We start from the raw sequence: 24,570 nt of genomic DNA on the forward strand, positions 1-24,570 counted from the left end.
ATCTCGCTAAAAGTGCCGCCATTCTTGATCCAGGCGGGGTTTGAGCCTCGCTCCTTCCAGACGGAACATCGACATGGCACTCCCCAAAGACGTGAAGAAAGTCGTCCTCGCCTATTCCGGCGGTCTCGACACCTCGATCATCCTGAAATGGCTGCAGACCGAACTCGGTGCTGAGGTCGTAACCTTCACCGCCGATCTCGGCCAGGGCGAAGAGCTCGAGCCGGCGCGCAAGAAGGCCGAGATGCTGGGCATCAAGGAGATCTTCATCGAGGACGTGCGCGAAGAATTCGTGCGCGATTTCGTCTTCCCGATGTTCCGCGCCAACGCCGTTTATGAAGGCGTCTATCTGCTCGGCACCTCGATTGCTCGTCCGCTGATCTCCAAGCACCTGATCGACATCGCCAAGAAGACCGGTGCAGACGCGATTGCCCATGGCGCGACCGGCAAGGGTAATGACCAGGTTCGTTTCGAGCTTTCAGCCTATGCACTGAACCCGGACATCAAGATCATCGCCCCGTGGCGCGACTGGGCTTTCAAGAGCCGTACCGATTTGCTCGCTTTCGCTGAGCAGAACCAGATCCCGGTTGCGAAGGACAAGAAGGGCGAGGCGCCTTTCTCCGTCGACGCAAACCTGTTGCACTCCTCTTCGGAGGGCAAGGTTCTAGAAGATCCGTCGGTCGAGGCACCGGAATACGTGCACATGCGCACGATCTCGCCGGAAGCCGCTCCCGACAAGGCCACCATCATCAAGGTCGGCTTCGAGAAGGGTGATGCCGTCTCGATCAATGGCGTTCGCATGAGCCCGGCTACGCTGCTCGCCGAACTCAACACCTATGGTCGCGACAACGGCATCGGCCGCCTCGATCTCGTCGAAAACCGCTTCGTCGGCATGAAGTCCCGCGGTGTCTACGAGACCCCCGGTGGCACCATCCTCCTTTCGGCACACCGTGCAATCGAATCGATTACGCTCGACCGGGGTGCAGCCCATCTCAAGGACGAGCTGATGCCTCGTTACGCCGAGCTCATCTATTACGGCTTCTGGTTCTCGCCGGAGCGCGAAATGCTGCAGGCGCTGATCGATAAGAGCCAGGAGCATGTGGAAGGCGAAGTGACGCTCAAGCTCTACAAGGGCAATGTCATGGTCATCGGCCGCGAGTCGTCGAAGTCGCTCTATTCCGACCAGCTCGTCACCTTCGAAGACGACCAGGGTGCCTATGACCAGAAAGATGCGGCCGGCTTCATCAAGCTGAATGCTCTGCGCCTGCGCACGCTCGCCAAGCGTAATCTCGGCAAATAAGCCGGAGCGCTCCGCTATTGAAACCCGTCTGCCCGTGGGGCAGGCGGGTTTTTCCGTGTCTTGATCAGGGTCGTTTGGACAAGAGGCTCAACCAGAGGAAACCAGCGACGGCTGAGAATTCCATGGTCGGGATGATGACGCCGAAAGCATGCAGGGGGTTGCCCATGGCCGCTGCGGCGATACCGCCGAGAAAGCCGGCACCCATCTGCAGAAACCCGGTCATGGCCGAGGCCGAACCGGCGATATGCGCGAAGGGTGCCATGCTCACGGTCACGACATGCGGGGTCAGAAACGCGATCCCGAAGGTGCAGATCGCAACCGGGCCCATGATCGTCAGATAGTGTGGCTCGATGAAGGCGACGGATAGCGCCATGACAAGACCGCCGAGCCCGCACAAACTAATGCCGATCCGTGCCGCGTTTGGCCCGCTAAGCCGGGACGCCACCAGCTTCAATGTCAGCGATCCAAGCAGATAGGAACCGGACTGCATCAGCATGCCGAGACCAAACTCGGTCGGCGTGAGCCCGACGCGATTGATAAGGATGAAGGGCAGCATGGTCGATTGGGCGTAGAGCGCCCCAATCGAGCCGCTCAAAACGAGGGACGCGGCGAGGAAGCGCGCATTGGCGACTACCTCCAGATAACCACGCACCAGTCGCATGGGACGCAGCCGGGTCAGATCCCGTGTGACGGTCTCGCGCATGAAGAGGAGCGTGCAAGCTCCTGCCAGAAGGCCGAAACCCACCAGAAGCAGGAAGACCGCGTGCCAGTCGAACGCGGCTAGGGTCAGTCCGCCGAGCGTCGGACCCATGGCCGGACCAACGGCGAGAAAGATGCCGATGGTATTGAGGATGCGTGCCGCATCCGCTCCTACGAAAAGATCGCGGACGATGGCGCGCCCGACCACCACGCCGACGGAGGCGCCAATCCCCTGGATCAGCCGGGCAGCGAGGATGAATTCGATCGACGGAGCCACTGCTGCAAGTAGCGAGCCTGTAATGTAGACCGCGAGGAAAATGAGGGTGGCCGTCTTTCGCCCAAGAGCATCCGAGAGGGGGCCGGCGACGAGTTGCGCCAAGGCAAAGCCGCCGAAGAAGAGAGAGAGGCTGAGCTTTACCGAAGCTTCCGTCGTTGAGAAAGCCGCGACCAGTTGTGGCATGGCGGGCGTATAAATGGCCATCGAGATGGGGCCGAGTGTGGTGAGCAGCGCACCCAGAAAGGTCGTCCGCCGTTCGCTCATCCGCACTGTCGTCATGTCCATCGCCCTGATCATTGAAATCTGCGCGCGCTGCGCGGTGATCACTTATGGCGAAATGGCGATCGTATCGAGCTTAAAAAGCTGCAGAGACGTCGGATGGTGATCAGCTCGTCCGAGAGAAAAAGTCCAGGACCTTCGAGTAGGAATCTGCCATGTCCATGTCGCCGATCATTTCGGCTAGGGACTGCTGGGTCTTGTAATATTCGGCGTAATCAAAGTGGGTGTCGTCTGTCAGTGTCGAAAGGTCTGCGACGTTTCCGTTTCGGTCGACGGCCTGCAACGGCAGCTCCGTCGAGAGTTCCCGGAATGTAACTTCGTCGATCTCGTCCTTCTGGAAGCTCTCGCTCGCGATTTCCCGCAGGCGACGCGGCGTCATGCTTGCGAAGACGGAGAGCGCTTCCTCGAAGACGTCCTGGTCTTTTGATGTCGGCGTCTTGGGCGCCAGATCGGACATTTTCACATCCGGCTGGGCGCTGCTTTCCCGCAGTTTCAGCGGCGAAATGCCAACCGGCTGAATTGGAAAGATTTCCATGGCGGTGACCGTCCTTTCATAGGATGATTCGATCTATCGCCTTTCGCGAAAATTCGTCAATCGTCATGTTCGGGTGGAGTGGAATAATCTATTCTTGTTCACCGGTTTTTGCATGCTTGCCACGGCGCCGTCGCGATAGCATATCCAAGATAGTTGCTTCGCCGATCCCAGGTGCCGCCGCAGGAGGTTTTCATGACAGGTTCGCCCGCACTCAATCCCGCCGTCGAATGGGATGGCCCTCACGGACTGCCGCAGTTCGAGCAGATCACCGATGGCGATTATGCGCCGGCTTTCGAGGCGGCGCTGAAACAGCACGAGGCCGAAATCGAGGCCATCGCCGGCAATTCGGAGGCGCCGACTTTCGCCAATACGATCGTTGCACTGGAGGTGGCGGGTGATGCGCTTTCACGCGTATCGGCCTTGTTCTGGAACAGGGCCGGTGCCCATACCAACCCTGAGATCCAGGCCCTTGAGCGCGAAATCGCGCCGAAAATGTCTCGACACTATTCGAAGATCGGGACCAATATGCCGCTCTTCCGCCGCATCGACGCTCTTTGGGAGCAGCGTGACACGCTCGGGCTGACGCTTGAGGAGACGCGGGTTCTGGAGCGGCACTGGAAAGGATTCGTCAAGTCTGGTGCCAAGCTGGAAAAGGCCGAACAGGATCGGCTGGCAGCCATCAACGAGCGGCTTGCGAGTCTCGGTGCCAGTTTCGGCCAGAACGTGCTGGCCGATGAATCCTCGTGGGTGCTTCCGCTTGCCGGCGAAGAGGATCTGGCGGGCATTCCGGCATTCTTGCGCGATGCCATGGCCTCTGCCGCTCAGGCGCATGGCGGCGGCCATTCGCATGTGGTGACATTGTCGCGCTCGATCATCGAGCCTTTCCTCACCTTCTCCGAGCGGCGTGACCTCCGGGAGATTGCCTTCAAGGCCTGGACATCGCGCGGCATCAATGGTGGTGAGACCGACAATCGCGCAATCGTCAAGGAGACGCTGGCGCTGCGGGCCGAGAAGGCAAAGCTACTGGGTTACGCCAATTACGCGGCTCTCAAGCTCGACAATACCATGGCCGAAACCGCCGAGGCCGTGAACGGGCTCCTGATGCAAGTCTGGGAGAAGGCGGTCGTTCAGGCCCATGATGAAGAACAGGCGCTGGCCGAGCTCATTGTCGAGGAAGGACGCAATCACGAAGTCGCCCCTTGGGACTGGCGTCACTATGCGGAGAAACTTCGGACGCGGAAGTTCGATTTCTCAGAGGCGGAGCTCAAGCCCTATCTGCAACTCGAGAAGATCATCGAAGCCTGCTTCGACGTTGCCGGTCGCATTTTCGGCATTCATGCCGTGCCGCTCACCAATGTCGTAGGTTATCATCCAGACGTCAGGGTCTTCGAAATTCGCAACCGTGAGGACAAGCTCGTCGCGCTCTTCCTCGGGGACTATTTCGCCCGTCCGTCCAAGCGCTCCGGTGCCTGGATGAGCAGCTTCCAGTCGCAGCATCGCTTGCCGCTCGCCAATGGCCGCCTTGGCGAGATCCCGATCATCTACAATGTCTGCAATTTCGCAAAGCCGGAGTCGGGCAAGCCTGCGCTGCTGTCGCTCGATGATGCGCGGACCCTGTTTCACGAGTTCGGGCATGCGGCGCATGGCATGCTGTCGAATGTCACCTATCCGACGGTATCAGGCACGGGGGTCTCGCGTGATTTTGTCGAACTGCCGTCGCAACTCTACGAGCACTGGTTGACTGTGCCCGAGATCCTGAAGACCTATGCGGTGCATTACGAGACAGGCGCGCCGATGCCGCAGGCCCTGCTCGACAAGGTGCTGGCTGCCCGCAACTTCAATGCCGGCTTCAACACGGTGGAATTCACCTCGTCCGCTCTGGTCGACATGGCCTTCCACACACGCGACGCGGTCGAGGACCCGATGGCGGTGCAAGACGAGGTGCTCAAGAAGATCGGCATGCCGTCCTCCATCGTCATGCGTCATGCAACGCCGCACTTCCAGCATGTCTTTGCCGGTGACGGTTATTCTGCCGGATACTATTCCTACATGTGGTCGGAGGTGCTCGATGCTGACGCGTTCTCGGCCTTCGAGGAGACCGGAAATGCCTTCGATCCGGAGACGGCGCGCAAGCTGAAAGACCACATCTACTCCGTCGGAGGCTCTGTCGATCCGAAGGAGGCCTATGAGGCATTCCGCGGCAAAATGCCGAGCCCGGAGGCCATGCTGAAGAAGAGGGGCCTTGCCGCCTGACGCGGTTCGGCCTGCCCTGATTGCGGCGCTGGCGGTAACCATCGCCGGCGCTCGGGGCGTTTCCCCCTTTCGCAATTGCAAAAAACAGGGTATGAGCGCGCCAAAGTAAATCGGCGCTTCCTCCTGTTTAGCGCCCCAGCCGCCAGAGATCCAAATCATGAAAATGCGTAACATCGCGATTATCGCGCACGTCGACCATGGAAAAACGACCCTTGTCGACGAGCTTCTGAAGCAGTCCGGTTCGTTCCGCGAGAACCAGCGTACTGCCGAACGCATGATGGACTCGAACGACCTGGAAAAGGAACGCGGGATCACCATTCTCGCCAAGGCGACCTCGATCGAGTGGAAGGGTCACCGCATCAACATCGTCGACACGCCCGGCCACGCCGACTTCGGCGGCGAAGTCGAGCGTATCCTCTCGATGGTGGATGGCGCAATCGTTCTGGTTGACTCTTCTGAAGGTCCGATGCCGCAGACGAAGTTCGTCGTCGGCAAGGCGCTGAAAGTCGGCCTTCGCCCGATCGTTGCGATCAACAAGATCGACCGTCCGGACGGCCGTCATGAGGAAGTGATCAACGAAGTCTTCGACCTCTTCGCCAATCTGGATGCGACCGACGAGCAGCTCGACTTCCCGATCCTCTACGGTTCGGGTCGCGATGGCTGGATGAACGTCAATCCGGAAGGCCCGAAGGAACAGGGTCTCGCGCCGCTGCTCGACCTCGTGCTTGAGCATGTTCCGGAGCCGACGGTTGAAGAAGGTCCGTTCCGCATGATCGGTACGATCCTCGAAGCCAACCCCTTCCTCGGCCGCATCATCACCGGTCGTATCGCCTCGGGCTCGATCAAGTCCAATCAGGCCGTCAAGGTGCTCGGCCAGGATGGGAAGACGATCGAAACCGGTCGTATCTCCAAGATCCTCGCCTTCCGCGGCATCGAGCGCACGGCCATCGATGAAGCCCATGCGGGTGACATCGTCGCGATCGCTGGTCTTTCCAAGGGCACGGTTGCTGATACCTTCTGTGATCCGTCCGTGATGGAAGCCATGAAGGCACAGCCGATCGACCCGCCGACGGTTACGATGTCCTTCATCGTCAACGACAGCCCGCTGGCCGGCACCGAAGGCGACAAGGTCACCAGCCGCGTCATTCGCGACCGCCTGCTCAAGGAAGCCGAAGGCAATGTTGCGCTGAAGATCGAAGAAGCCGAAGGCAAGGACTCGTTCTTCGTCTCCGGCCGAGGCGAATTGCAGCTCGCCGTTCTCATTGAGACCATGCGCCGTGAAGGCTTCGAGCTTGCCGTATCGCGTCCGCGCGTCGTCATGCACAATGACGAAACGACCGGTCAGCTGATGGAGCCGATCGAGGAAGTCGTCGTCGACGTTGATGAAGAGCACTCCGGCATCGTCGTCCAGAAGATGTCCGAGCGCAAGGCGGAGATGACCGAGCTTCGTCCGTCGGGCGGCAACCGCGTTCGCCTCAAGTTCCTCGCGCCGACCCGCGGCCTCATCGGCTACCAGTCGGAACTGCTGACCGATACGCGTGGCACGGCGATCATGAACCGCCTGTTCCACGACTACCAGCCCTACAAGGGTCCGATCGCCGGTCGCGTCAACGGCGTGCTGCTCTCGAACGGTTCGGGAGAAGCCGTGGCTTACGCCATGTTCAACCTGGAGGATCGCGGCCCGATGATCATCGAGCCGGGCGAAAAGGTCTATCAGGGCATGATCATCGGCATCCACACCCGTGACAACGACCTGGAAGTCAACGTTCTCAAGGGCAAGCAGCTGACGAACATCCGCGCCGCCGGCAAGGATGAAGCCGTCAAGCTCACCCCGCCCATCCGCATGACGCTCGACCGCGCACTCTCCTGGATCCAGGATGACGAACTGATGGAAGTGACGCCGAAGTCGATCCGTCTGCGCAAGATGTTCCTCGATGCCAACGACCGCAAGCGGTTCGAAAAGCAGCGTGCATCGCAGGGCTGAACCTGCTGAAAACTTTGGACTATTCAAAACCCCGGTCAACTTGGCCGGGGTTTTTGTCTGTGTAGCGCACGGCTGCGCGCTTGCGAGGACGGTTAAAAAAGCGTTAAATTTCCAAACGAACAGATAGACTGTTTCTCGCGGTGGCCGGCATGACGTCGGTGCCGGTCCAACGAGGCGGAAGTGACGTTATGAAGACGTTGTCGATAGACATGCGGTTGGCCGGCCCGAGAGATGCCGCGGCGATTGCCGACGTGCACCGCACTGCGTGGCAGCAGGCCTATTCAGGGATCATTCCCCACAGAGCTCTCACCCGCATGATCGAGCGCCGCGGCGAAACCTGGTGGCGCAAGGCAATCCGAGGGCCTGCCACGATCCTCACCGTCGAGGTTGCCGGCATGGTCGCCGGCTATGCCTCACTCGGCCTCAACCGGGCGCGCGCTCTGCCGCATGAAGGCGAGATCTATGAACTCTATCTTCGCCCCGAATATCAGGGCATCGGTCTTGGCCACTCGCTCTTCCATGAGGCGCGTCGGCTGCTGAAGTCTCTCGGTTGCGAGGGTATGGTCGTCTGGTGCCTGGAAGACAGCGAAATCGCTGCCAACTTCTTCCGTTCGAACGGCGGTGTAGACGCGGTGGAGGGCATGGAAGATTTCGACGACGTGCACCTGAAAAAGCTCGGCTTCATCTGGAACTGACGCCGCCTATTTTTCCCTCATTCGACCACGTAGCCTTCCGGCCAGCTGAATGTTCGCTCGCTGACGAGGTCACCGCGCTTACCCACCCATTCCGGTTCCTGCATGCCGCAGGCAAAGTCAGGCGCCGTGTCGTCGGCCATTTGGCGAGCTTTTACATTGGCATCCGGATTGGCTTTTGCGTCCACGAGAGCCACCATGCAGGAGCCGCCGTAATCCGAAGTGCCGACGCGGGACACGACCAGGATCTCGCCGCGAGATGCTTTGGTTGAGCCACCATCAGGCCCGGGATTGTCGATGAACCAGCGCAGGATAGCGGCGAAGGGTTCGCCCGCGTCATTGAGCCGCCACTCGATCGTTGTGTTGATGTGGTTGAATGCTGAAAAGCTTTCGAACGCGCCGTCAACCAGTTCCTTGTCGACCCAACCGTAGAATACGCTTTGTCTAAGGTCGCCTTCCTTGAAGTAGACCGGCTCGCCACGGTAGCCCCGGCATTTGAGGGAAACGCCCATCTGGTCTTCTGCCAGGGTCTGGCATTTGTCGAAATCGAGGTCGGTATAGACGCTGTCATTGGCCCTTGCCATTTGCGCCGCCGCCCCGGTCACGACCGTCAGCAAGACGAGCGGCAAAATGCTGGACATCTTCATGGCGTGTTTCTCCTCGCGGGACGGTTGGCAGTTGTGTCACCCAAGCTTCACCCAAAGCCGTGTTGCATTGCGCCATATTTCGCATTAGGTAGCGCGAGAATTCAACACTCTACGGGGTCCAGATATGCGTATCGATGCAATTGCCATTGGCAAGAACCCGCCGGAAGACATCAACGTGATCGTTGAGGTTCCGGTCGGCGGCCAACCGATCAAGTACGAAATGGACAAGGACGCTGGCACACTCGTCGTCGACCGCTTCCTGTACACCCCGATGACCTATCCGGGCAATTACGGCTTCGTGCCGCACACGCTCTGCCTTGATGGCGATCCGCTGGACGTTCTGATCTGCAATACCCGTCCGCTGGTGCCGGGTTGCGTGATCAATGTGCGCCCCATCGGCGTGATGATGATGGAAGACGATGGCGGCATGGATGAGAAGATCCTTGCCGTTCCGGTTCCCAAGCTGACCCGTCGCTACGACAAGATCGCCAACTACACCGATCTTCCGGAAATCACCCTGAAGCAGATCCAGCATTTCTTCGAGCACTACAAGGATCTGGAGCCCGGCAAGTGGGTGAAGATCGGCGGCTGGAAGGATGTCGACTATGCCAAGCAGATCATCCTGGAATCGATCCAGCGCGCCAAGGACGAGAAGTAAGCCGTAAGAGGCACTTCCCTCTTGGTCCTGAAATGACAAATCCTCCGGATCAGATCGATCCGGAGGATTTTTTATACATACTATCGAGCTTCCGTAGCCGGCTAACTCAGGCAACCAGCGGGAAGATGCTGTTCCAGAGGAACGAGCGCAGGAAGAAGATGATCAGCAGTACGATGATCGGCGAAATGTCGATGCCGCCCAGGTCCGGCATGAAGCGGCGGATCGGGCGAAGCACGGGCTCCGTCACATTATAGAAGAATTGGCCGAGCGAGGCGACGAAGCGATTGCTGGAATTGATCACGTTAAACGCATACAGCCACGAGAAGATCGCGCTCCCGATCAATATCCAGGTAAAGATGCTCAGGGCGAGGTCGATCGTCTGAAAGAGGGCAACCATTCAAGTCTCCATTTCTTGGTTGACAGAGATGTAGACATTGGCGACTTAACGGACAAGTGGATGGGGCCCACGCAATCCGAATCATGTTTAACGCAGGGGCGTTCGCCCGCATTTCAAGGTTTTTCAGACCATGCACCCGTCCTCGGCCGACGACCGTTTCGCGGCGTTCCGGCATTCTTCCTACGCCCGCTTCTTCTTCGCTCGTTTCCTTGGCGCCTTTGCTACCCAGATCCTCAGCGTCTCGGTCGGCTGGCAGATGTATGACAAGACCGGCAGTGCCTTCTATCTGGGCCTGATCGGGCTCGTGCAGTTCCTGCCGTCGCTGCTGTTGATCCTTGTCACGGGTTCAGTCGCCGATCGGTATAACCGACGGGTCATCGTCGCGGCCTGCATGGTGCTCAGTGCGGTCTGTGGCGGCGCTCTTCTGGCGCTGACCATCGCGGATGCCTTCGAGCCGACGATCGTCTTTGCCATTCTCGTCGTCTTCGGCATCGAGCGCGCTTTTGCAGCGCCGGCCGTTCAGTCGCTCAGCCCCAATCTGGTGCCACCCAAAGACTTGTCGAATGCGGTGGCTTGGAACTCGTCCTCCTGGCAGACGGCCTCCATCGTCGGCCCGGTCGCAGGTGGCCTTCTCTACGGAGCAAGCCCGACGGTCGCCTATTCGGTCTGCTTCCTGTTCTTCGTTGCGGCGGCCATTCTGGTTTTCACCATTCCTCGTCCGCCGCAGCGTGTCTCTAACAAGGCGGTCACGCGCGACAGCCTGCTTGCCGGCTTCCGGTTCATCTTCGGTGAAAAGGTTGTGCTCGGCGCGATTTCGCTTGATCTCTTTGCGGTGCTTCTCGGTGGTGCAATCGCGCTGATGCCGGTCTTTGCGCGTGACATCCTGACCCTCGGCCCATGGGGCCTCGGCCTTCTCCGCGCCGCGCCCGGCGTCGGGGCTATCTTGGTCGCCATTGCGCTGGCGAGTTTCCCGATCCGCCATAATGCCGGCACCTTCATGTTTGTCGGCGTGGCGCTGTTCGGCGTCGGCACGGTGCTGTTCGGGCTTTCAGCAACGCCCTGGCTCTCAATCGCCGCGCTGATGTTGATGGGTGCGGCAGACATGGCCTCGGTCTATGTGCGAGAGACGCTGATTGCGCTCTGGACACCGGACGAGGTGCGTGGCCGAGTGAATGCCGTCAACATGGTCTTTGTCGGGGCATCGAACGAACTCGGAGAATTCCGCGCCGGCACCATGGCGCATTTCATCGGCCCAGTTCCGGCTGTCGTCGTCGGCGGCATCGGCACGCTCGCCGTGGCCGTAATCTGGGCGCTCGGTTTCCCGCAGTTGCGCAAGATCGACGGGCTCGAGGCGCCGGAACGTCACGAAGCGCGCTGAGGCGCCTCGAAGATCAGATCAAGGAAATCTGAAAGCCATGCCTTCAGCGGCTCATCGAAGATCATGCGCCCTTCGAGGTGCTCGCGGCCTTGTTGAGCATTAGGCAGGACGAAGCGATGCGCACCGTGCACCACCCAGCGGTGCATCATGGCTCGCGTCAACTCCGCATGGAACTGAACGGCCCAGGCGTTCTCACCATAACGGAATGCCTGATTGGGATAGATGTCGCCTGTCGCCAGAAGCTTGGCGCCGTGCGGCAGGGAAAAGCCCTCGCGGTGGAAATGATAGACCATCTTCGGCCACGGCATCAGCAGGCGCCCATGCTCGGTGGGACGGATCGGATACCAGCCAATTTCGGTCCGATCTTCGCGATCCGCTTCAACCTTGCCGCCGAGATGGCGCACCAGCATCTGGGCGCCAAGGCAGATGCCGAGGAAGGGCTTGTCCTCCTTCAGCGGCACGTTGAGCCAATTGATTTCCTGCCTTACGAACTCATCGGGATCATTGGCGCTCATCGGCCCGCCAAAGACGACGGCGCCGGCATGGCCTTCTAGCGTGTCTGGCAGTGACTGCCCGAGAACAGGCCTTCTTATGTCGAGCGGGTATCCCTTCTCCTTCAGCATCTGGCCGACCCGACCGGGGCTTGACCGCTCCTGATGCAGGACGATGAGCACAGGCTGCTTGCCGCTTCTGGAGAGCGGCCGGCGGTCAGGTTGCATCGTCAGTCGCTCCAAGGCCCGCCCGATGGGCAGCCTCCTGCCTCAAAGCGATCCGCTCTCGTCCCGAAACGCCCAGCAGATCCGCCACGCGCCAGATGGCGTGATCTTCCATCTCGCTGCGCGTGCCGTCAGCATAGACGATGTCCCAGAGAATGCCGACCAGTTGCTGCCGCTCGGCCTCGTCGAGGTGGCGCTTGAGGTCGTTGGTGAAGCGGTAATAATCGACTGCCTCGTTCTCGGCGTCCTGGCCGGCTCGCAACATCGCATCGAGCTGCTCGCCATCAAGGCCATATTGCTGGCGCAGGATGTCCCGCAACTTGTTGCGCTCGACATCGAGCACGACTCCGTCCGCTTCCATGACCTGAAAGCATAAGGCCGCGACTGCGATGCGTGGATCGTCCGGCGCAAAGACCGATTTCGGGTGGTCCTGCATCACGGATTGGAAAAAAGTCTGAAGACGATCGAGCAGCATCGGGTTCCTGTCAGAACAGCTTGAGGCGTGTCTTGGGTTCGGCGGCCGCCAGCAACGGATCCTTGACGCCGGGGTCATCCGGCGGGCGGCCGAAGAAAGGCTCCGGTGTCTTCTGCTCCGTCTGCGTGGTCTTCGGAGGCTCCGCCGTCGCTTTTGTCGTCACCTCCGCGGCTGCAGACTCCGCAAGCGTCTTCGGTTGGTGGATCACGACCACCTCCGGCTCAATCACCTTGGCTGGCTTCACCTCTGTCTTCGCAGGGCTGCTGACCGGCGGAAGAGAGGCAAGCGCCTGCTCCCCCTGGGAAAGGCTGCCTTCTTCGATCGGGCCTGCCAGCTGGTCAATGGGAACCTTCCACTCGAAGGCATCAAGGCGGCCCGTCACGGGCGAGATCGGCATCCAGTGATCCGAGACATGGCCGTCTGCGACCCAGGCCGGATCACGGGGCGCCTTGAGCGCCTGACCCATCCAGTGGCGGATACGACCCTGGTCTCCGGTTTCGGCTTCCTCAATGTCGGCGAGCAGCAGGTAGACCCTTTCGCGGGATCCCATGCGGGCAGCGGCTTCCGCTTTGGCCCGAGCACGCTTGAAGTTCTGGGCGTCGAGAGCCGCCTCCGCAACTGCGAGCAAGGATTCGATGTTGTTTGGCTTCAGCGCTTCCAGCTTTTCGGCCTTCTTCAGGCGGTCAGCCGCGCTGTCGCCGCTGCGTGACCGCATATAGGCCGCCGCGATTTCCGGATGTGGTTCGATCTTCCAGACCTGTTCCAGCGTGCTTGCCGCCTTGCGCAGGTTATCCTCCCGGACATAGGCCTTTGCGGCAACGATGGCCGCAGGCACCAGATCCTTGGCCAGTTTCAGAGCCTTCAACGCGCTATCGCGGGCCGCCGTCGGTTCGGCTTCCAGCTGGTCCTGCGCGCGCGCCGTCAGCAGCACCGCCTTCAGCCGGTCGGCTTCGTGGCGCTCAATGACATTGGCAATGCGCTGCTGATCGAGCAGGCGGATCGCGTCATCCCAATGGCCGGCGCGGCAGCGATATTCGAGTGTCGCCTTCGCGGCCCAGGGCAGATAGGGTGCATGTTCTGCCGCTGTCTCGGCGTATTGGCGTGCCGCTTCGTGCGCGCCCAGTCTGCTGGCCTCGACATAGAGACCGCGCAAGCCGAGTTCGCGGGTTTCGGGATCGTCCGACATTTCCTGATAGAGCCGCCGGGCTTCGTCGTGACGCCCCTCGATCAGGGCTGCCTGAGCGTCCAGAACGCGGATCAGCGGTTCTTGGTCGGCGCGGATCAGGCCCCGGGCGCGGGCGCTCATCTTGCGGGCGAGCAGGGCATTGCCGGCGCCTGCGGCGATCAGCCCCGTGGAGAGCGCCTGATAGCCACGGTCGCGTTTGCGGGCGCGAAAGAAGCGGCGAACAGAATGCGGCGAGGTCCACAGCGTGCGGATGACCCACCAGAAGGCCATCACCAGCCCGATCAGGGCAACGAGTGCTGTCAGCGCCACCAATAGCGTCGTCTGGTAGCTCTGCCCCTGCCAGACGAGCGAGATGTCGCCCGGACGATCGGCAATCCAGGAAAAGCCGAAGCCAGCGGCGAGGATAAGGGCGAGGAAGAAGAGAACCTTGAAGATCGTCGTCATGCCATTAGCCCCCATTTCCGGCGACGGTCTGGGACAAGGCGCCCGCCACCAGCTCTTCCGCCTCGATGCGGTTCTTCAGGGCCTGGCCGAAGTCAGCCGATGCTGCCTTTCCAGCTTCCGGCAGTGTTTCCCACTCCAGCGACGCCCCCTTCAGGTCACCATTCTGCAGTTTGTTCTCAACGCGGGCGACAATCGCCTCAGGCGTCTCCCCCTCGACATTGCCGACAGGGCGTACCTTCACGAGAGACTTCGCGCTGGCGAGCAGGCGGTCTGTCCAGCCTTCGCCAGCATCCGGCTGGTTGATCGCTGTGAGGATATCATCGGAAATCTGGCTGAAGTCACGTGAGAGGTTCGAGCGGGACGGCAGGCCAGCCGAGGCCATGCGCGACAGAGGGGCAATTGCCGGGTCTTCCGGCGAAACGCTTTTCAGCGCGTCGAGTTCAGAGAGGAAAGGGCCACCACGGTCAATCGCCGTCTTCAGGCCGGCCAGGGCGATGGCGCGTGCCATTTCGACGTCGCTGCGCGGTTCCTCAATCTTGCGCTCAGCTTCGCTCAGGCGCGTCTGGCTCTCGTCCAGCGTTTTCGCATTGCTGGCGATCTGCTCGCGCAGAGCGGCGATCGATTGTTCGGCGCCCGCAAGCTGGGTGCGCAGTCCCTCGACGACGGCCGGATCGATGCTGGGCGTCGTCTCGGCATTGCCAGCTTTTGCTTCCAATGCTGCGATGCGCTCAACGAGCGCCGGATCCGTGGCAGACGTTGCCGGAGCATTTGCCAATCGGGCGATCTCGGCCTTCAGGGCTTCCAGTTCGGTGCCGTCGTTCACCGCGGCCGGTGCCTGCTGTTGCGGTCCGATGCCCGGAACGACGCCGGCATATTGCATGCTGCCGGCGAGCGCCAAAGCAATCAAACCGCCGAAAATGCCGGAAGCGATGAGAGCAGATGTGGAGGGAGAAACGGTTCTGACCGTGCTACCGCCGGACGTGTCCGGGCCGGTGGGGGGAACCGTGGTGCTGTCCGAAGTCGTTGGTTCGGCAGTAGTGTCTGCGCGCGACGTCTCGTCCAAGGGACTCATTTCGGCAGTGTCGCCAACGCCCGGCTCAGCGATGGGCGTCACATCCTCGGTGCGAGCGGCGTCTGGGACCTGTGCGGCCTCGTTCGTCGATGCCGTTTCCTCGGCCGTCAGTTCGATCGTGACCGGATCGTCCGGGGACTTCGATCGACGGGGTGGCTTTCCGGAAACCATGGCAACCTCTTCATTTCCCTAGATGCAATTAAACCTAGTCAGTACGCGCCGCGATGGGAAGGGTGAAGGTCCATTTCCTTGTTCCCTGCCCTAGACCAGATCAAGGAGTAAGTCCTCCCGAGGTTCCATCGGCCAGACCGCATAAGCCATAAAATCTTCCGGCAATGCGGCGGCAATCTTGTGGCTTAGACACAGGAAGCGGAGGCTTTTTGTCGGGTCAGCCGGAAAACCGGCTGCTTTTGCCAGGGTCGAGAATTGCCGCGCCGTTTCTGAGGAATAGAGGAGGACGCGATCGGGCGGTGGTGTGAGGGCCTGCGCTATCTCTTCCGCTTCTCGCTCGATTGTGACCATCCGGTAGCATTCGATGACCTCGACCCGACGTGACGCATCTTTCAGCGTTTGCTCTAAATCCGGTGATCTCGGATTGCCGGCAAGGTAGAGGATCGGTTGTGACGAGTCGATTTCGGGGGATGCGAGGAGATGCCGGGCAAGGGCGGCGCCATCTCCTGCTCCCGTCTCGATGCTGCCGAAGCCGAGCGCGCGGGCCTGCGCTGCCGTCGCTTCACCAACCGCAAAGAGCGGTAAGTCGAGATACGGTTGCCTCTCGTGTGGTGCAAGCTCCGCCAGCGCGCGGAGGGCTTCGGCGCTGGTCACGGCCAGAGCCGATGCGCCCGGCAATGGGCCGGGCCTTAGTTTGTCGGTTCGATGTTCAGCCCGCATCAGGGGCAGCAGAACCGGCTGGTGACCGCGCTTCTTAAGTTCCGCAGCGGTTCTTTCGGCTGCCGGCAACGGGCGCGTCACCAGAACGCGCATGGCTCAGGCCCAGCTGTCGAAGAAGTCGGTGCCGGCCTTGGTGCGGATCGTCCCGCCGGCCGTGGCACCCAGCACTGCGGCGTCGGTGCGGCTTCCTTCGATGTCCACATCATGCCAGCGGCTGCCGTCAGGCGTCAGGATCATTCCGGAAAACCGGATGGCGTCGCCGTCGACCGTTGCATGGCCGGCAATCGGAGTGCGGCAGGAGCCGTCGAGCGCACCGAGGAAAGCACGCTCGCAGCTGACTGAATCGAAAGTGTCACGGTGATTGATGGCGTCCAGCAGGTCGTTGACCCTGGTATCGCCGATGCGGCTTTCGATGCAGATCGCGCCTTGTGCCGGTGCGGGCGGAAAATCGCTGGGATCGAGCAATTCCGTCGGGACATCCTGTTTCCCGAGCCGCTTCAATCCGGCAAAGGCGAGCAAAGTGGCATCCACCTCGCCCTCGGCTAGCTTGCGCAGCCGGGTGTCGACGAGGCCACGGAAGGTAATGACATTGATATCCGGGCGAAGCCGGCGAATGAGAGCCTGACGGCGCAGCGACGAGGAGCCGACGGTTGCACCCTGCGGAAGTTCCTTGAGCGTCGGCGCGGTGCGGCCAACCACGGCGTCCCGAACATCTTCGCGAGGCAGGAAGGCGGACAAAAAGAGCCCATCGGGCAGCTTGGTCGGCATGTCCTTGGACGAATGTACGGCAAAGTCGAGGTGGCCGGAGAGAAGCTGCTCTTCCAGTTCCTCGGTAAACAGCCCCTTGCCGCCGATCTCCGACAGAGGCCGGTCGGTGATCCGGTCACCCTTCGTCGAAAGAACGACGATCTCGAACATCTCTTCCGGAAGATCAAAGGCCACCATCAGGCGGGCGCGTGTCTCTGAAGCCTGTGCGAGCGCCAGCGGACTGCCGCGCGTGCCGATACGGAAAGGTTTTGTTTGCATCCGAACTTGTCCGTTGTTACCGACAGGTTTCGTAGACCGGTTTCTCGGCAACCGCAATCAATGACAGGCTCCATGGCATCCAAACTGCGCATTCTGGGCATCGAAACCAGCTGTGACGAGACGGCAGCAGCCGTCGTCACGCGGATGGAAGACGGGTCTGCCGTAACAGAGGCCGATGTCGTGCTGAGCCAGCTGGACGAGCACAGCGCCTATGGCGGCGTCGTGCCGGAAATCGCCGCGCGCGCCCATGTCGATGCGCTGGATACGCTGATCGAGGAAGCTCTGCAGCGGGCGAACATCACGCTTTCAGACGTGGATGCGATCGCGGCGACCTCGGGGCCCGGGCTGATCGGTGGATTGCTGGTCGGGTTGATGACGGGCAAGGCGATTGCCATGGCGACCAACAAGCCGCTCTATGCCATCAACCATCTCGAAGGCCATGCACTCACAGCTCGGCTGACCGACGGCGTTGCGTTTCCCTACCTGGTGCTGCTTGTGTCCGGTGGCCATACCCAACTGGTGCTGGTCAAGAGTGTCGGCGAATACGAGCGCTGGGGCACGACCATCGACGATGCGCTGGGCGAGGCCTTCGACAAAACCGCCAAACTGCTGGGTCTCCCTTATCCCGGTGGCCCGGCCGTCGAACGGGCTGCGGCGAATGGCGATCCGAAGCGTTTCGCCTTCCCCCGCCCCTTGGTCGGCGAAGCGCGTTTGGATTTTTCCTTCTCGGGCCTGAAGACCGCCGTTCGCCAGGCGGCCGAAGGCATTGCACCTGTAACGGATCAGGATATCGCCGATATCTGCGCCTCCTTCCAATATGCAATTTCCCGCACGCTGAAGGATCGGATCGGTCGTGGCTTACAGCGGTTTTCCGAGACATTCCCGGATGACGATCAGCCAGCGCTGGTCGTGGCCGGTGGCGTTGCTGCCAACAAGGCGGTTCGGCAAACGCTGGACGAGCTCTGCGCCACCAACGGTTTCCGCTTTGTTGCGCCGCCCCACCATCTTTGCACCGATAATGCCGTGATGATTGCCTGGGCCGGGCTGGAGCGCATGGCGCTCGACATGCCCGCAGATGACCTCGCTGTCGCGCCGCGGTCCCGCTGGCCGCTCGATGCGGATGCCAAGGCGCTTCTCGCCTATGGCAAGCGGGGTGCCAAGGCATGAGCGCTTTGCCCTCTATCGCGGTCGTCGGCGCGGGCGCCTTCGGCACGGCGCTTGCTGCGGTGATTGCCCAGACCGGCAAGGCGCATACCCTCCTGCTCGGACGCGATCCATCGGCCATGGCCGATCTCGCGCAGCTTCGACACCACGAAACGGCTCTGCCCGGGATCACACTGCCGTCCGCGCTTGCCTATTCCGCCGAGGTCCAAGATCTCGCAGCGGCCGATGTGGTGCTCTTTGCCATGCCCTCCCAGGCGCAGATTGCCGCTGCGGAAACTTATGGCCGTCATCTGAAGCCCGGTGTGCCCGTGGTGATTTGTGCCAAAGGTATCGAAAAGCAGACATCGCGGCTGCTGACCGATGTCCTTGAAGGCGCGCTTCCGGATCATCCGATCGCGGTGTTGTCCGGTCCCGGCTTCGCAGCCGATATCGCGAAGGGCCTGCCGACCGCCATGGCGGTTGCGGCGCAGGACCTCGCGACGGCCGAAGCTTTGGCAAAGGCGATCTCGGGCCAGACGTTCCGTCTCTATGCGTCTGACGATCGTATCGGCGTCCAGCTCGGTGGGGCTTTGAAGAACGTGCTCGCGATTGCCTGCGGCATCGTCGAAGGCATGGGCCTTGGTGATTCCGCCCGCGCGGCGCTGATTGCACGGGGGCTTGCGGAAATGTCGCGCCTTGTTGAGGCCATGGGTGGACGCGGGGATACGGTGCGTGGCCTGTCCGGTCTCGGCGACCTTGTGTTGACCGCCACCAGCCACCAGTCGCGCAACCTGCGCTTTGGCCTTGCGCTGGGACGCGGCGAAGCCATCGCCGCTCAGGGCGGGGCGCTTGTCGAGGGCGCCTTTGCGGCGGCCGTTGCCGCCCGGCTTGCCGAAGGGCACCAGATCGAAATGCCGATAACCTCGGCAGTCGCCGCCATCATTGATGGCCGACTGGATATTCCGACCGCCATCACCCAATTGATGTCGCGGCCGATCACCACCGAATAGAGCGTTCCAAGGAGAGAGAAGATGCTGTTTGCCGTCATCTGCGCCGATAAGCCTGGTCACCTGAACCTTCGCATGGAAACCCGTCCGCCGCATGTCGAATGGCTGAACGGGCTGAATGCCGCAGGCCAGCTCAAAATTGCCGGCCCTTTTCTCGATGCCGACGGCAAGCCTTGCGGCTCCATGCTGCTGATCGCAGCCGACGACATCGAAGGCGCGCGTGCGCTTGCGGCCCAGGATCCCTATGCCAAGGCCGGTCTCTTCGAAACCGTCGAGATCAAGCCCTATAACTGGGTCTTCAACAATCCGGAGGCGTGAACAGAATGGCGTTCTGGCTTTACAAGTCCGAGCCCTTCAAGTGGTCCTGGGAGATGCAGAAGGCCAAAGGCGAGGTCGGCGAGGAATGGACCGGCGTTCGCAACTATCTTGCCCGCAACAATATGCGGGCGATGAAGATCGGCGACAAGGGCTTCTTCTACCACTCCAATGAGGGGCTCGAGATCGTTGGGATCGTTGAGGTCTGCGCTCTCTCGCACCCGGATTCGACTGCTGAAGGCGATGCCCGCTGGGACTGCGTCGACATCCGTGCCGTCTGCGACATGCCGAAGCCGGTGAGCCTGAAGGACGTCAAGGCGAACGAGAGGCTCGCCAAGATGGCGCTTGTGACCTCGATGCGGCTCTCCGTCCAACCGGTCACCGAAGACGAATATTTCGAGGTCTGCCGCATGGGTGGTCTCGAGAAACCGCCGGTCTGAGCTTGCTCGTGAAGACGGATCCCGAACAGTTCATCCTCGGCAATACGAGCCCAATCGCGCCGCCGCATGTGCCGGAAATCCAGCTGCATCTGGCAAGCGAGGTGCATGAGCTCTGGCTGAAGACGGAGGAGGATCTGGAGGCCATCGGCCTGCCGCCGCCGTTCTGGGCCTTTGCCTGGGCTGGCGGCCAGGGGCTTGCACGTCACGTGCTCGACAATCCTGAGATCGTTCGGGGCAAGCGGGTGCTCGATTTCGCCAGCGGCTCAGGACTCGTCGCGATTGCGGCCGCGATGGCCGGTGCCAGTGAGGTGCTGGCCGCCGACATCGATCCCTGGGCGCACACTGCCGTGCGGCTCAATGCCGCGCTGAACGGCGTGACGCTCGCCTTTACTGACGATGATCTGATCGGCCTGTCGGTGGATTTCGATGTCGTGCTGGCGGGCGACGTTTTCTATGACAGTGCGTTTGCACAGTCCCTCACGCTTTGGTTCGAGACCCTGGCCAAGGCCGGCTGCGAGGTGCTGGTCGGCGACCCGGGCCGCAGCTATCGGCCGACGGCCCGTCTGGAACCTCTCGCCACCTATATGGTGCCGGTGACGCGCGTGCTTGAGGACGCCGAAGTCAAGAAGACCACGGTCTGGCGCTTCGTCTAGCGGTCGGGCCTGATGACGCAGACGCCGGCTTCGAAGGAGCAGGCGCTGTCTTCATTTTCGGCCGAAATTTCAATGATCTGGACCTTGGGCGCCGCGACGATCACGGAATGATGGGGCTGACGACGGTCGAGGGCGATAAAGATGCCGTTGCCCTTGATGCGCACGGCAGACAGGCTGCCGACAAAGGTGCCGACCCCGGGCACGACAGATGGTAACCCGTCTCCGCCGAAGACGCTTTGCTGATGGTGCTCATGCCGATGACGATGATGGTCGGACCCCCAGTCGCCGGCCGACGCGACCGTCGAGGCGAGGGGGAGTGCAAATGCCGAGGCCAGGGCTACGCGAAACAGGGACATCGGGCTACTCTCCGGAACATGGTTAACCAGTGGTTAACGCATCATGCCGGATAAAGTCGCTAAAGTCATCCAGCGACTTGCTTTTTTCGTAGTCGAACATGCTTCGATGCGTGATGCTAAAGTTCTATTCACGCGAATCGATTAAATTGAAATCGTCAAGCGAATGTGCTTGTCGTCCGGGTGTTCGGGGATTAAACGTCGCCATGATGCAATGCACCACTTACGTTTTGGCGCTTTTGCTCCTGAAATGTCCGAAAGCTCGGACCGCATCGAGACGCCGCGAGGTTTAGATGGCGAATGTGACGAAAAACCGGCCCCTGTCGCCGCATCTGCAAGTATATAAGCTCATCCCGACCATGTTGATGTCGATCCTGCATCGAATCACGGGCGGTGCGCTCTATTTTGGCACCGTTCTTGTCGCCTGGTGGCTGATCGCCGCCTCGACTGGCGCCGACTATTTTGAGTGGGTCAACTGGTTCATGGGCACGATCATCGGTCGCCTGATCCTGTTCGGCTTCACCTGGGCTCTGCTGCACCACATGCTGGGTGGCCTGCGTCACCTGATGTGGGATGTGGGCTACGGCTTCGAGAAGCATTTTTCCACCAAGCTCGCCAAGGCGAACATCATCGCGTCGGTCGTCCTGACCCTGGTCGTCTGGGTCATCGCCTATATCATCCGCACCTGAGGCATTTTTCATGGATATGCGCACTCCGCTCGGTAAGGTCCGCGGCCTTGGCTCCGCCAAGGATGGGACGGAACACTTCTGGCGCCAACGAATGACCGCCGTCGCCAACATCCCGCTGATCCTCTTCTTCGTCGGCTTCCTGGTGATGTACAACGGCGCCCCTTACGGCGAGGTGGTTGGCGCATTGTCGCACCCGCTGGTCGCTGTCGTCATGGCTCTGGTCGTGGTCTCTGCTCTGATCCATATGAAGCTGGGCATGCAGGTGATCATCGAGGACTATGTCCATGCCGAGATCCCCAAGCTTTTGCTTCTGATGCTCAACACATTCTTCGCGATCCTGGTCGGCGGCCTCTGTCTTTTCGCCATCTTGAAGATCGCTTTCGTAGGGTAATTCAACATGGCAACCATTCATAACTTCGCCCAGACCGGCAAAGCCTATACCTATGTTGACCACTCCTACGACGTGGTCGTGGTCGGTGCCGGCGGCGCCGGTCTGCGTGCAACGCTTGGCATGGCCGAGCAGGGTTTCAAGACGGCCTGCATCACCAAGGTTTTCCCGACCCGCAGCCACACGGTTGCAGCCCAGGGAGGCATTGCCGCCTCTCTCACCAACATGACGCCCGACTGCTGGCAGTGGCATCTCTATGACACGGTCAAGGGCTCGGACTGGCTCGGCGATGTCGACGCCATGCAGTATCTCGCCATGGAAGCGCCCAAGGCTGTCTACGAGCTTGAGCATTACGGCGTTCCCTTCTCGCGTAACGAAGAAGGCAAGATTTATCAGCGGCCGTTTGGCGGTCACATGCAGAACTATGGCGAAGGCCCGCCGGTCCAGCGCACCTGTGCTGCTGCCGACCGTACCGGCCACGCCATCCTGCACACGCTTTACGGTCAATCGCTGCGCAACAATGCCGAATTCTTCATCGAGTATTTCGCGCTCGACCTGATCATGTCGGACGATGGCAGCCGCTGCACCGGCGTCGTTGCCTGGAACCTCGACGACGGCACCATCCATCGCTTTTCGGCCAAGATGGTCGTGCTGGCGACGGGCGGCTATGGCCGCGCCTATTTCTCGGCCACCTCCGCTCACACCTGCACCGGTGACGGCGGCGGCATGATCGCCCGCGCGGGTCTCCCGCTGCAGGACATGGAATTCGTCCAGTTCCACCCGACCGGCATTTACGGCGCCGGCTGCCTCATCACCGAAGGCGCACGTGGCGAAGGCGGTTACCTCGTGAACTCCGAAGGCGAGCGCTTTATGGAGCGATATGCTCCCTCTGCGAAGGACCTCGCATCGCGTGACGTCGTCTCGCGTTGCATGACGATGGAAATCCGTGAAGGCCGCGGCGTCGGCAAGAACAAGGACCACATCTATCTGCACCTCGACCATCTCGATCCGGCGGTTCTGCACGAGCGTCTGCCGGGCATCTCGGAATCGGCGAAGATCTTTGCCGGCGTCGACGTGACCCGCGAGCCGATCCCGGTCCTGCCGACGGTGCACTACAACATGGGCGGCATTCCGACCAACTATTGGGGCGAAGTGCTGAATGCCGACAGCAATAATCCTGAGCGGATCATTCCCGGTCTGATGGCGGTCGGCGAAGCCGGTTGCGCTTCGGTTCATGGTGCCAACCGCCTCGGTTCCAACTCGCTGATCGACCTCGTCGTCTTCGGTCGCGCCGCCGCGATCCGGGCTGCGGAGGTTATCGACCGGACCTCGCCGATCCCGGCGCTGAATGTTGCTGCCTGCGACAAGATCATGGACCGCTTCGACAACACGCGTCATGCCGCCGGCCAGACGCCGACCGCCGTGCTGCGCGACAAGATGCAGCGCGCCATGCAGGAAGACGCGGCCGTGTTCCGCACGCAGGAATCGCTGGAAAGCGGTTGCAAGCGCCTCTCGGCCATCTGGAAGGAACTGCCGGATATCAAGGTCACCGATCGTTCGATGATCTGGAACTCCGACCTGGTCGAGACGCTCGAACTGCACAACCTGATGGCCAATGCGATCACCACGGTTTACGGCGCCGAGGCCCGCAAGGAGAGCCGTGGTTCGCACGCCCGCGAAGACTACACGTCTGGCCCGTTTGCCGGTCGCGACGATGTGAACTGGCGCAAGCATACGCTCGCCTGGGTCTCCGAAGCGGGTGACGTCAAGCTCGACTACCGTCCCGTCCACACCGAGCTCATCGCTGAAGGCATTGATCCGCAAAAGATCGCGCCGAAAGCTCGCGTGTACTGATTTGAGGAACTCATCATGGTAGAACTCGCTCTCCCCAAGAATTCCCAGGTCACAGAAGGCAAGGTCTGGCCGAAGCCGGCCGATGCAAAGAACGTCCGCGAGTACCGGATCTATCGCTGGAACCCGGACGATGGCGCCAATCCGCGGATCGACACCTATTACATCGACGTCGATGATTGCGGCCCGATGGTTCTCGATGGCCTTCTCTACATCAAGAACAATATCGACCCGACACTGACGCTGCGTCGCTCCTGCCGTGAAGGCATTTGCGGTTCCTGCGCAATGAACATTGACGGCACGAATACGCTCGCTTGCACCAAGGGCATGGACGATATCAATGGCACGGTGAAGGTCTATCCGCTGCCGCATATGCCCGTCGTCAAGGACCTCGTTCCGGATCTGAGCAACTTCTACGCCCAGCACCGCTCGATCGAACCCTGGCTGAAGACGGTTTCTCCGCCGCCGGCCAAGGAGTGGAAGCAGAGCCATGACGATCGCCAGAAGCTCGACGGTCTCTACGAGTGCATTCTCTGCGCCTGCTGCTCGACCTCCTGTCCGAGCTACTGGTGGAACGGCGACCGTTATCTCGGTCCTGCCGTGCTGCTGCAGGCTTATCGCTGGCTGATCGATAGCCGTGACGAAGCGACCGGCGAGCGCCTCGACAATCTCGAGGATCCCTTCCGCCTCTATCGCTGCCACACGATCATGAACTGCGCTCAGGCCTGCCCGAAGGGCCTGAACCCGGCCAAGGCGATTGCCGAGATCAAGAAGATGATGGTCGAACGTCGCAGCTGATTGTCGTTCACGACATCGCGAGGCCGC

The 24,570-nt window shown here is 61.0% G+C and carries 26 protein-coding genes; 15 read left to right on the forward strand and 11 right to left on the reverse strand.

All coding sequences use genetic code 11. From position 1 onward, the window contains the following. The first annotated feature begins 73 nt into the window (after positions 1-73). Positions 74-1,297, forward strand: coding sequence for an argininosuccinate synthase (locus ASE36_RS16655; protein WP_062282203.1), 1,224 nt, complete (start codon positions 74-76; stop codon positions 1,295-1,297). Positions 1,298-1,361: 64 nt separating this feature from the next. On the opposite strand, the gene ASE36_RS16660 is transcribed toward ASE36_RS16655, so the two are convergent. Both ASE36_RS16660 and ASE36_RS16665 read right to left on the reverse strand, forming a co-directional pair. Beyond that, complete coding sequence (locus ASE36_RS16660; RefSeq protein ID WP_244474779.1) at positions 1,362-2,552, reverse strand: multidrug effflux MFS transporter; 1,191 nt, start codon at positions 2,550-2,552, stop codon at positions 1,362-1,364. A 106-nt stretch (positions 2,553-2,658) separates the two neighbouring features. Beyond that, on the reverse strand, positions 2,659-3,087 hold the full coding sequence (locus tag ASE36_RS16665; protein WP_062282207.1) for a hypothetical protein: 429 nt from the start codon (positions 3,085-3,087) through the stop codon (positions 2,659-2,661). Positions 3,088-3,279: 192 nt separating this feature from the next. Between ASE36_RS16665 and ASE36_RS16670 the strand changes: the two genes are divergently transcribed. The 3 genes from ASE36_RS16670 (at position 3,280) to ASE36_RS16680 (ending at position 8,019) form a co-directional block, all read left to right on the forward strand. Further along, positions 3,280-5,340, forward strand: coding sequence for a M3 family metallopeptidase (locus tag ASE36_RS16670; protein ID WP_062282210.1), 2,061 nt, complete (start codon positions 3,280-3,282; stop codon positions 5,338-5,340). Between the two features lie 157 nt (positions 5,341-5,497). Next, positions 5,498-7,324: a translational GTPase TypA gene (gene typA / locus ASE36_RS16675; protein WP_062282213.1), complete on the forward strand. Its 1,827-nt coding sequence runs from the start codon at positions 5,498-5,500 to the stop codon at positions 7,322-7,324. Between the two features lie 188 nt (positions 7,325-7,512). Beyond that, positions 7,513-8,019 (forward strand): GNAT family N-acetyltransferase, encoded by a 507-nt coding sequence (locus ASE36_RS16680; protein WP_062282217.1) that lies wholly within the window; start codon positions 7,513-7,515, stop codon positions 8,017-8,019. A 17-nt stretch (positions 8,020-8,036) separates the two neighbouring features. On the opposite strand, the gene ASE36_RS16685 is transcribed toward ASE36_RS16680, so the two are convergent. Further along, positions 8,037-8,663: a hypothetical protein gene (locus tag ASE36_RS16685; RefSeq protein WP_062282220.1), complete on the reverse strand. Its 627-nt coding sequence runs from the start codon at positions 8,661-8,663 to the stop codon at positions 8,037-8,039. A 124-nt stretch (positions 8,664-8,787) separates the two neighbouring features. Here ASE36_RS16685 and ppa point away from each other — a divergent pair, with 124 nt between their 5' ends. Then, positions 8,788-9,321, forward strand: a complete 534-nt coding sequence (ppa, locus tag ASE36_RS16690) for an inorganic diphosphatase (protein ID WP_062282223.1) — start codon at positions 8,788-8,790, stop codon at positions 9,319-9,321. A gap of 106 nt (positions 9,322-9,427) precedes the next feature. Here ppa and ASE36_RS16695 read toward each other — a convergent pair whose 3' ends face one another. Beyond that, positions 9,428-9,718 carry a YggT family protein gene (locus ASE36_RS16695; RefSeq protein WP_062282226.1) on the reverse strand — a complete coding sequence of 97 codons (291 nt, stop codon included), beginning with the start codon at positions 9,716-9,718 and terminating at the stop codon, positions 9,428-9,430. Positions 9,719-9,848: 130 nt separating this feature from the next. Here ASE36_RS16695 and ASE36_RS16700 point away from each other — a divergent pair, with 130 nt between their 5' ends. Next, the gene (locus tag ASE36_RS16700; RefSeq protein WP_062282230.1) at positions 9,849-11,096 is read left to right on the forward strand and encodes an MFS transporter; all 1,248 of its coding nucleotides are present in this window, start codon (positions 9,849-9,851) and stop codon (positions 11,094-11,096) included. Here ASE36_RS16700 and ASE36_RS16705 read toward each other — a convergent pair. The 6 genes from ASE36_RS16705 to hemC form a co-directional block, all read right to left on the reverse strand. After that, positions 11,081-11,815 (reverse strand): glutamine amidotransferase, encoded by a 735-nt coding sequence (locus ASE36_RS16705; RefSeq protein ID WP_062282234.1) that lies wholly within the window; start codon positions 11,813-11,815, stop codon positions 11,081-11,083. The genes ASE36_RS16700 and ASE36_RS16705 overlap by 16 nt on opposite strands. Beyond that, entirely contained in the window at positions 11,805-12,284 is a 480-nt protein-coding gene (locus ASE36_RS16710; RefSeq protein ID WP_062282806.1) for a TerB family tellurite resistance protein, read from the reverse strand. The genes ASE36_RS16705 and ASE36_RS16710 overlap by 11 nt, the downstream gene beginning before the upstream one ends. A gap of 13 nt (positions 12,285-12,297) precedes the next feature. Further along, on the reverse strand, positions 12,298-13,917 hold the full coding sequence (locus ASE36_RS16715; RefSeq protein WP_082511159.1) for a heme biosynthesis protein HemY: 1,620 nt from the start codon (positions 13,915-13,917) through the stop codon (positions 12,298-12,300). 4 nt (positions 13,918-13,921) lie between these two features. Then, on the reverse strand, positions 13,922-15,160 hold the full coding sequence (locus tag ASE36_RS16720; protein WP_062282237.1) for a COG4223 family protein: 1,239 nt from the start codon (positions 15,158-15,160) through the stop codon (positions 13,922-13,924). Positions 15,161-15,250: 90 nt separating this feature from the next. Continuing rightward, complete coding sequence (locus ASE36_RS16725; RefSeq protein WP_062282241.1) at positions 15,251-15,973, reverse strand: uroporphyrinogen-III synthase; 723 nt, start codon at positions 15,971-15,973, stop codon at positions 15,251-15,253. A 3-nt stretch (positions 15,974-15,976) separates the two neighbouring features. Beyond that, on the reverse strand, positions 15,977-16,906 hold the full coding sequence (hemC, locus tag ASE36_RS16730; RefSeq protein ID WP_062282246.1) for a hydroxymethylbilane synthase: 930 nt from the start codon (positions 16,904-16,906) through the stop codon (positions 15,977-15,979). Positions 16,907-16,978: 72 nt separating this feature from the next. Between hemC and tsaD the strand changes: the two genes are divergently transcribed. Genes tsaD through ASE36_RS16755 form a run of 5 tightly spaced genes read left to right on the forward strand, consistent with a single transcriptional unit; the run spans position 16,979 to position 20,464 of the window. Beyond that, on the forward strand, positions 16,979-18,073 hold the full coding sequence (gene tsaD, locus ASE36_RS16735; protein WP_062282248.1) for a tRNA (adenosine(37)-N6)-threonylcarbamoyltransferase complex transferase subunit TsaD: 1,095 nt from the start codon (positions 16,979-16,981) through the stop codon (positions 18,071-18,073). Beyond that, positions 18,070-19,059, forward strand: a complete 990-nt coding sequence (locus ASE36_RS16740) for an NAD(P)H-dependent glycerol-3-phosphate dehydrogenase (protein WP_062282250.1) — start codon at positions 18,070-18,072, stop codon at positions 19,057-19,059. Before tsaD ends, ASE36_RS16740 begins: the two co-directional genes overlap by 4 nt. A gap of 21 nt (positions 19,060-19,080) precedes the next feature. Then, on the forward strand, positions 19,081-19,374 hold the full coding sequence (locus ASE36_RS16745) for a YciI-like protein (RefSeq protein WP_062282253.1): 294 nt from the start codon (positions 19,081-19,083) through the stop codon (positions 19,372-19,374). A 5-nt stretch (positions 19,375-19,379) separates the two neighbouring features. Continuing rightward, on the forward strand, positions 19,380-19,811 hold the full coding sequence (locus tag ASE36_RS16750; protein ID WP_062282256.1) for an EVE domain-containing protein: 432 nt from the start codon (positions 19,380-19,382) through the stop codon (positions 19,809-19,811). A gap of 8 nt (positions 19,812-19,819) precedes the next feature. Then, positions 19,820-20,464 (forward strand): class I SAM-dependent methyltransferase, encoded by a 645-nt coding sequence (locus tag ASE36_RS16755; protein ID WP_062282811.1) that lies wholly within the window; start codon positions 19,820-19,822, stop codon positions 20,462-20,464. Here the strand turns inward: ASE36_RS16755 and ASE36_RS16760 are convergent. Beyond that, positions 20,461-20,820, reverse strand: coding sequence for a hypothetical protein (locus ASE36_RS16760; RefSeq protein WP_062282259.1), 360 nt, complete (start codon positions 20,818-20,820; stop codon positions 20,461-20,463). The genes ASE36_RS16755 and ASE36_RS16760 overlap by 4 nt on opposite strands. A gap of 290 nt (positions 20,821-21,110) precedes the next feature. Here ASE36_RS16760 and sdhC point away from each other — a divergent pair, with 290 nt between their 5' ends. Genes sdhC through ASE36_RS16780 form a run of 4 tightly spaced genes read left to right on the forward strand, consistent with a single transcriptional unit; the run spans position 21,111 to position 24,543 of the window. Beyond that, positions 21,111-21,506 carry a succinate dehydrogenase, cytochrome b556 subunit gene (gene sdhC, locus ASE36_RS16765; RefSeq protein WP_062282262.1) on the forward strand — a complete coding sequence of 132 codons (396 nt, stop codon included), beginning with the start codon at positions 21,111-21,113 and terminating at the stop codon, positions 21,504-21,506. A gap of 10 nt (positions 21,507-21,516) precedes the next feature. Further along, positions 21,517-21,897 carry a succinate dehydrogenase, hydrophobic membrane anchor protein gene (gene sdhD / locus ASE36_RS16770; protein ID WP_062282265.1) on the forward strand — a complete coding sequence of 127 codons (381 nt, stop codon included), beginning with the start codon at positions 21,517-21,519 and terminating at the stop codon, positions 21,895-21,897. 6 nt (positions 21,898-21,903) lie between these two features. Beyond that, positions 21,904-23,748: a succinate dehydrogenase flavoprotein subunit gene (gene sdhA / locus ASE36_RS16775; RefSeq protein WP_062282269.1), complete on the forward strand. Its 1,845-nt coding sequence runs from the start codon at positions 21,904-21,906 to the stop codon at positions 23,746-23,748. 15 nt (positions 23,749-23,763) lie between these two features. Continuing rightward, positions 23,764-24,543: a succinate dehydrogenase iron-sulfur subunit gene (locus ASE36_RS16780; RefSeq protein ID WP_062282273.1), complete on the forward strand. Its 780-nt coding sequence runs from the start codon at positions 23,764-23,766 to the stop codon at positions 24,541-24,543. Positions 24,544-24,570: the final 27 nt, after the last annotated feature.

This window comes from Rhizobium sp. Root274, from assembly GCF_001429245.1.
Taxonomy (GTDB): domain Bacteria; phylum Pseudomonadota; class Alphaproteobacteria; order Rhizobiales; family Rhizobiaceae; genus Allorhizobium.

Excerpts from the sequence above, each read along its gene's own strand:
- ASE36_RS16655 (WP_062282203.1), top strand. The coding sequence starts at position 74 with ATGGCACTCCCCAAAGACGTGAAGAAAGTCGTCCTCGCCTATTCCGGC.
- ASE36_RS16700 (WP_062282230.1), top strand. The coding sequence starts at position 9,849 with ATGCACCCGTCCTCGGCCGACGACCGTTTCGCGGCGTTCCGGCATTCT.
- ASE36_RS16680 (WP_062282217.1), top strand. The coding sequence starts at position 7,513 with ATGAAGACGTTGTCGATAGACATGCGGTTGGCCGGCCCGAGAGATGCC.
- ASE36_RS16695 (WP_062282226.1), bottom strand. The coding sequence starts at position 9,718 with ATGGTTGCCCTCTTTCAGACGATCGACCTCGCCCTGAGCATCTTTACC.
- ppa (WP_062282223.1), top strand. The coding sequence starts at position 8,788 with ATGCGTATCGATGCAATTGCCATTGGCAAGAACCCGCCGGAAGACATC.
- ASE36_RS16705 (WP_062282234.1), bottom strand. The coding sequence starts at position 11,815 with ATGCAACCTGACCGCCGGCCGCTCTCCAGAAGCGGCAAGCAGCCTGTG.
- ASE36_RS16665 (WP_062282207.1), bottom strand. The coding sequence starts at position 3,087 with ATGGAAATCTTTCCAATTCAGCCGGTTGGCATTTCGCCGCTGAAACTG.
- ASE36_RS16660 (WP_244474779.1), bottom strand. The coding sequence starts at position 2,552 with ATGACGACAGTGCGGATGAGCGAACGGCGGACGACCTTTCTGGGTGCG.
- ASE36_RS16740 (WP_062282250.1), top strand. The coding sequence starts at position 18,070 with ATGAGCGCTTTGCCCTCTATCGCGGTCGTCGGCGCGGGCGCCTTCGGC.
- tsaD (WP_062282248.1), top strand. The coding sequence starts at position 16,979 with ATGGCATCCAAACTGCGCATTCTGGGCATCGAAACCAGCTGTGACGAG.
- ASE36_RS16670 (WP_062282210.1), top strand. The coding sequence starts at position 3,280 with ATGACAGGTTCGCCCGCACTCAATCCCGCCGTCGAATGGGATGGCCCT.
- ASE36_RS16780 (WP_062282273.1), top strand. The coding sequence starts at position 23,764 with ATGGTAGAACTCGCTCTCCCCAAGAATTCCCAGGTCACAGAAGGCAAG.
- hemC (WP_062282246.1), bottom strand. The coding sequence starts at position 16,906 with ATGCAAACAAAACCTTTCCGTATCGGCACGCGCGGCAGTCCGCTGGCG.
- ASE36_RS16750 (WP_062282256.1), top strand. The coding sequence starts at position 19,380 with ATGGCGTTCTGGCTTTACAAGTCCGAGCCCTTCAAGTGGTCCTGGGAG.
- ASE36_RS16685 (WP_062282220.1), bottom strand. The coding sequence starts at position 8,663 with ATGAAGATGTCCAGCATTTTGCCGCTCGTCTTGCTGACGGTCGTGACC.
- ASE36_RS16720 (WP_062282237.1), bottom strand. The coding sequence starts at position 15,160 with ATGGTTTCCGGAAAGCCACCCCGTCGATCGAAGTCCCCGGACGATCCG.
- ASE36_RS16715 (WP_082511159.1), bottom strand. The coding sequence starts at position 13,917 with ATGACGACGATCTTCAAGGTTCTCTTCTTCCTCGCCCTTATCCTCGCC.
- sdhC (WP_062282262.1), top strand. The coding sequence starts at position 21,111 with ATGGCGAATGTGACGAAAAACCGGCCCCTGTCGCCGCATCTGCAAGTA.
- sdhA (WP_062282269.1), top strand. The coding sequence starts at position 21,904 with ATGGCAACCATTCATAACTTCGCCCAGACCGGCAAAGCCTATACCTAT.
- sdhD (WP_062282265.1), top strand. The coding sequence starts at position 21,517 with ATGGATATGCGCACTCCGCTCGGTAAGGTCCGCGGCCTTGGCTCCGCC.
- ASE36_RS16745 (WP_062282253.1), top strand. The coding sequence starts at position 19,081 with ATGCTGTTTGCCGTCATCTGCGCCGATAAGCCTGGTCACCTGAACCTT.
- ASE36_RS16725 (WP_062282241.1), bottom strand. The coding sequence starts at position 15,973 with ATGCGCGTTCTGGTGACGCGCCCGTTGCCGGCAGCCGAAAGAACCGCT.
- ASE36_RS16760 (WP_062282259.1), bottom strand. The coding sequence starts at position 20,820 with ATGTCCCTGTTTCGCGTAGCCCTGGCCTCGGCATTTGCACTCCCCCTC.
- typA (WP_062282213.1), top strand. The coding sequence starts at position 5,498 with ATGAAAATGCGTAACATCGCGATTATCGCGCACGTCGACCATGGAAAA.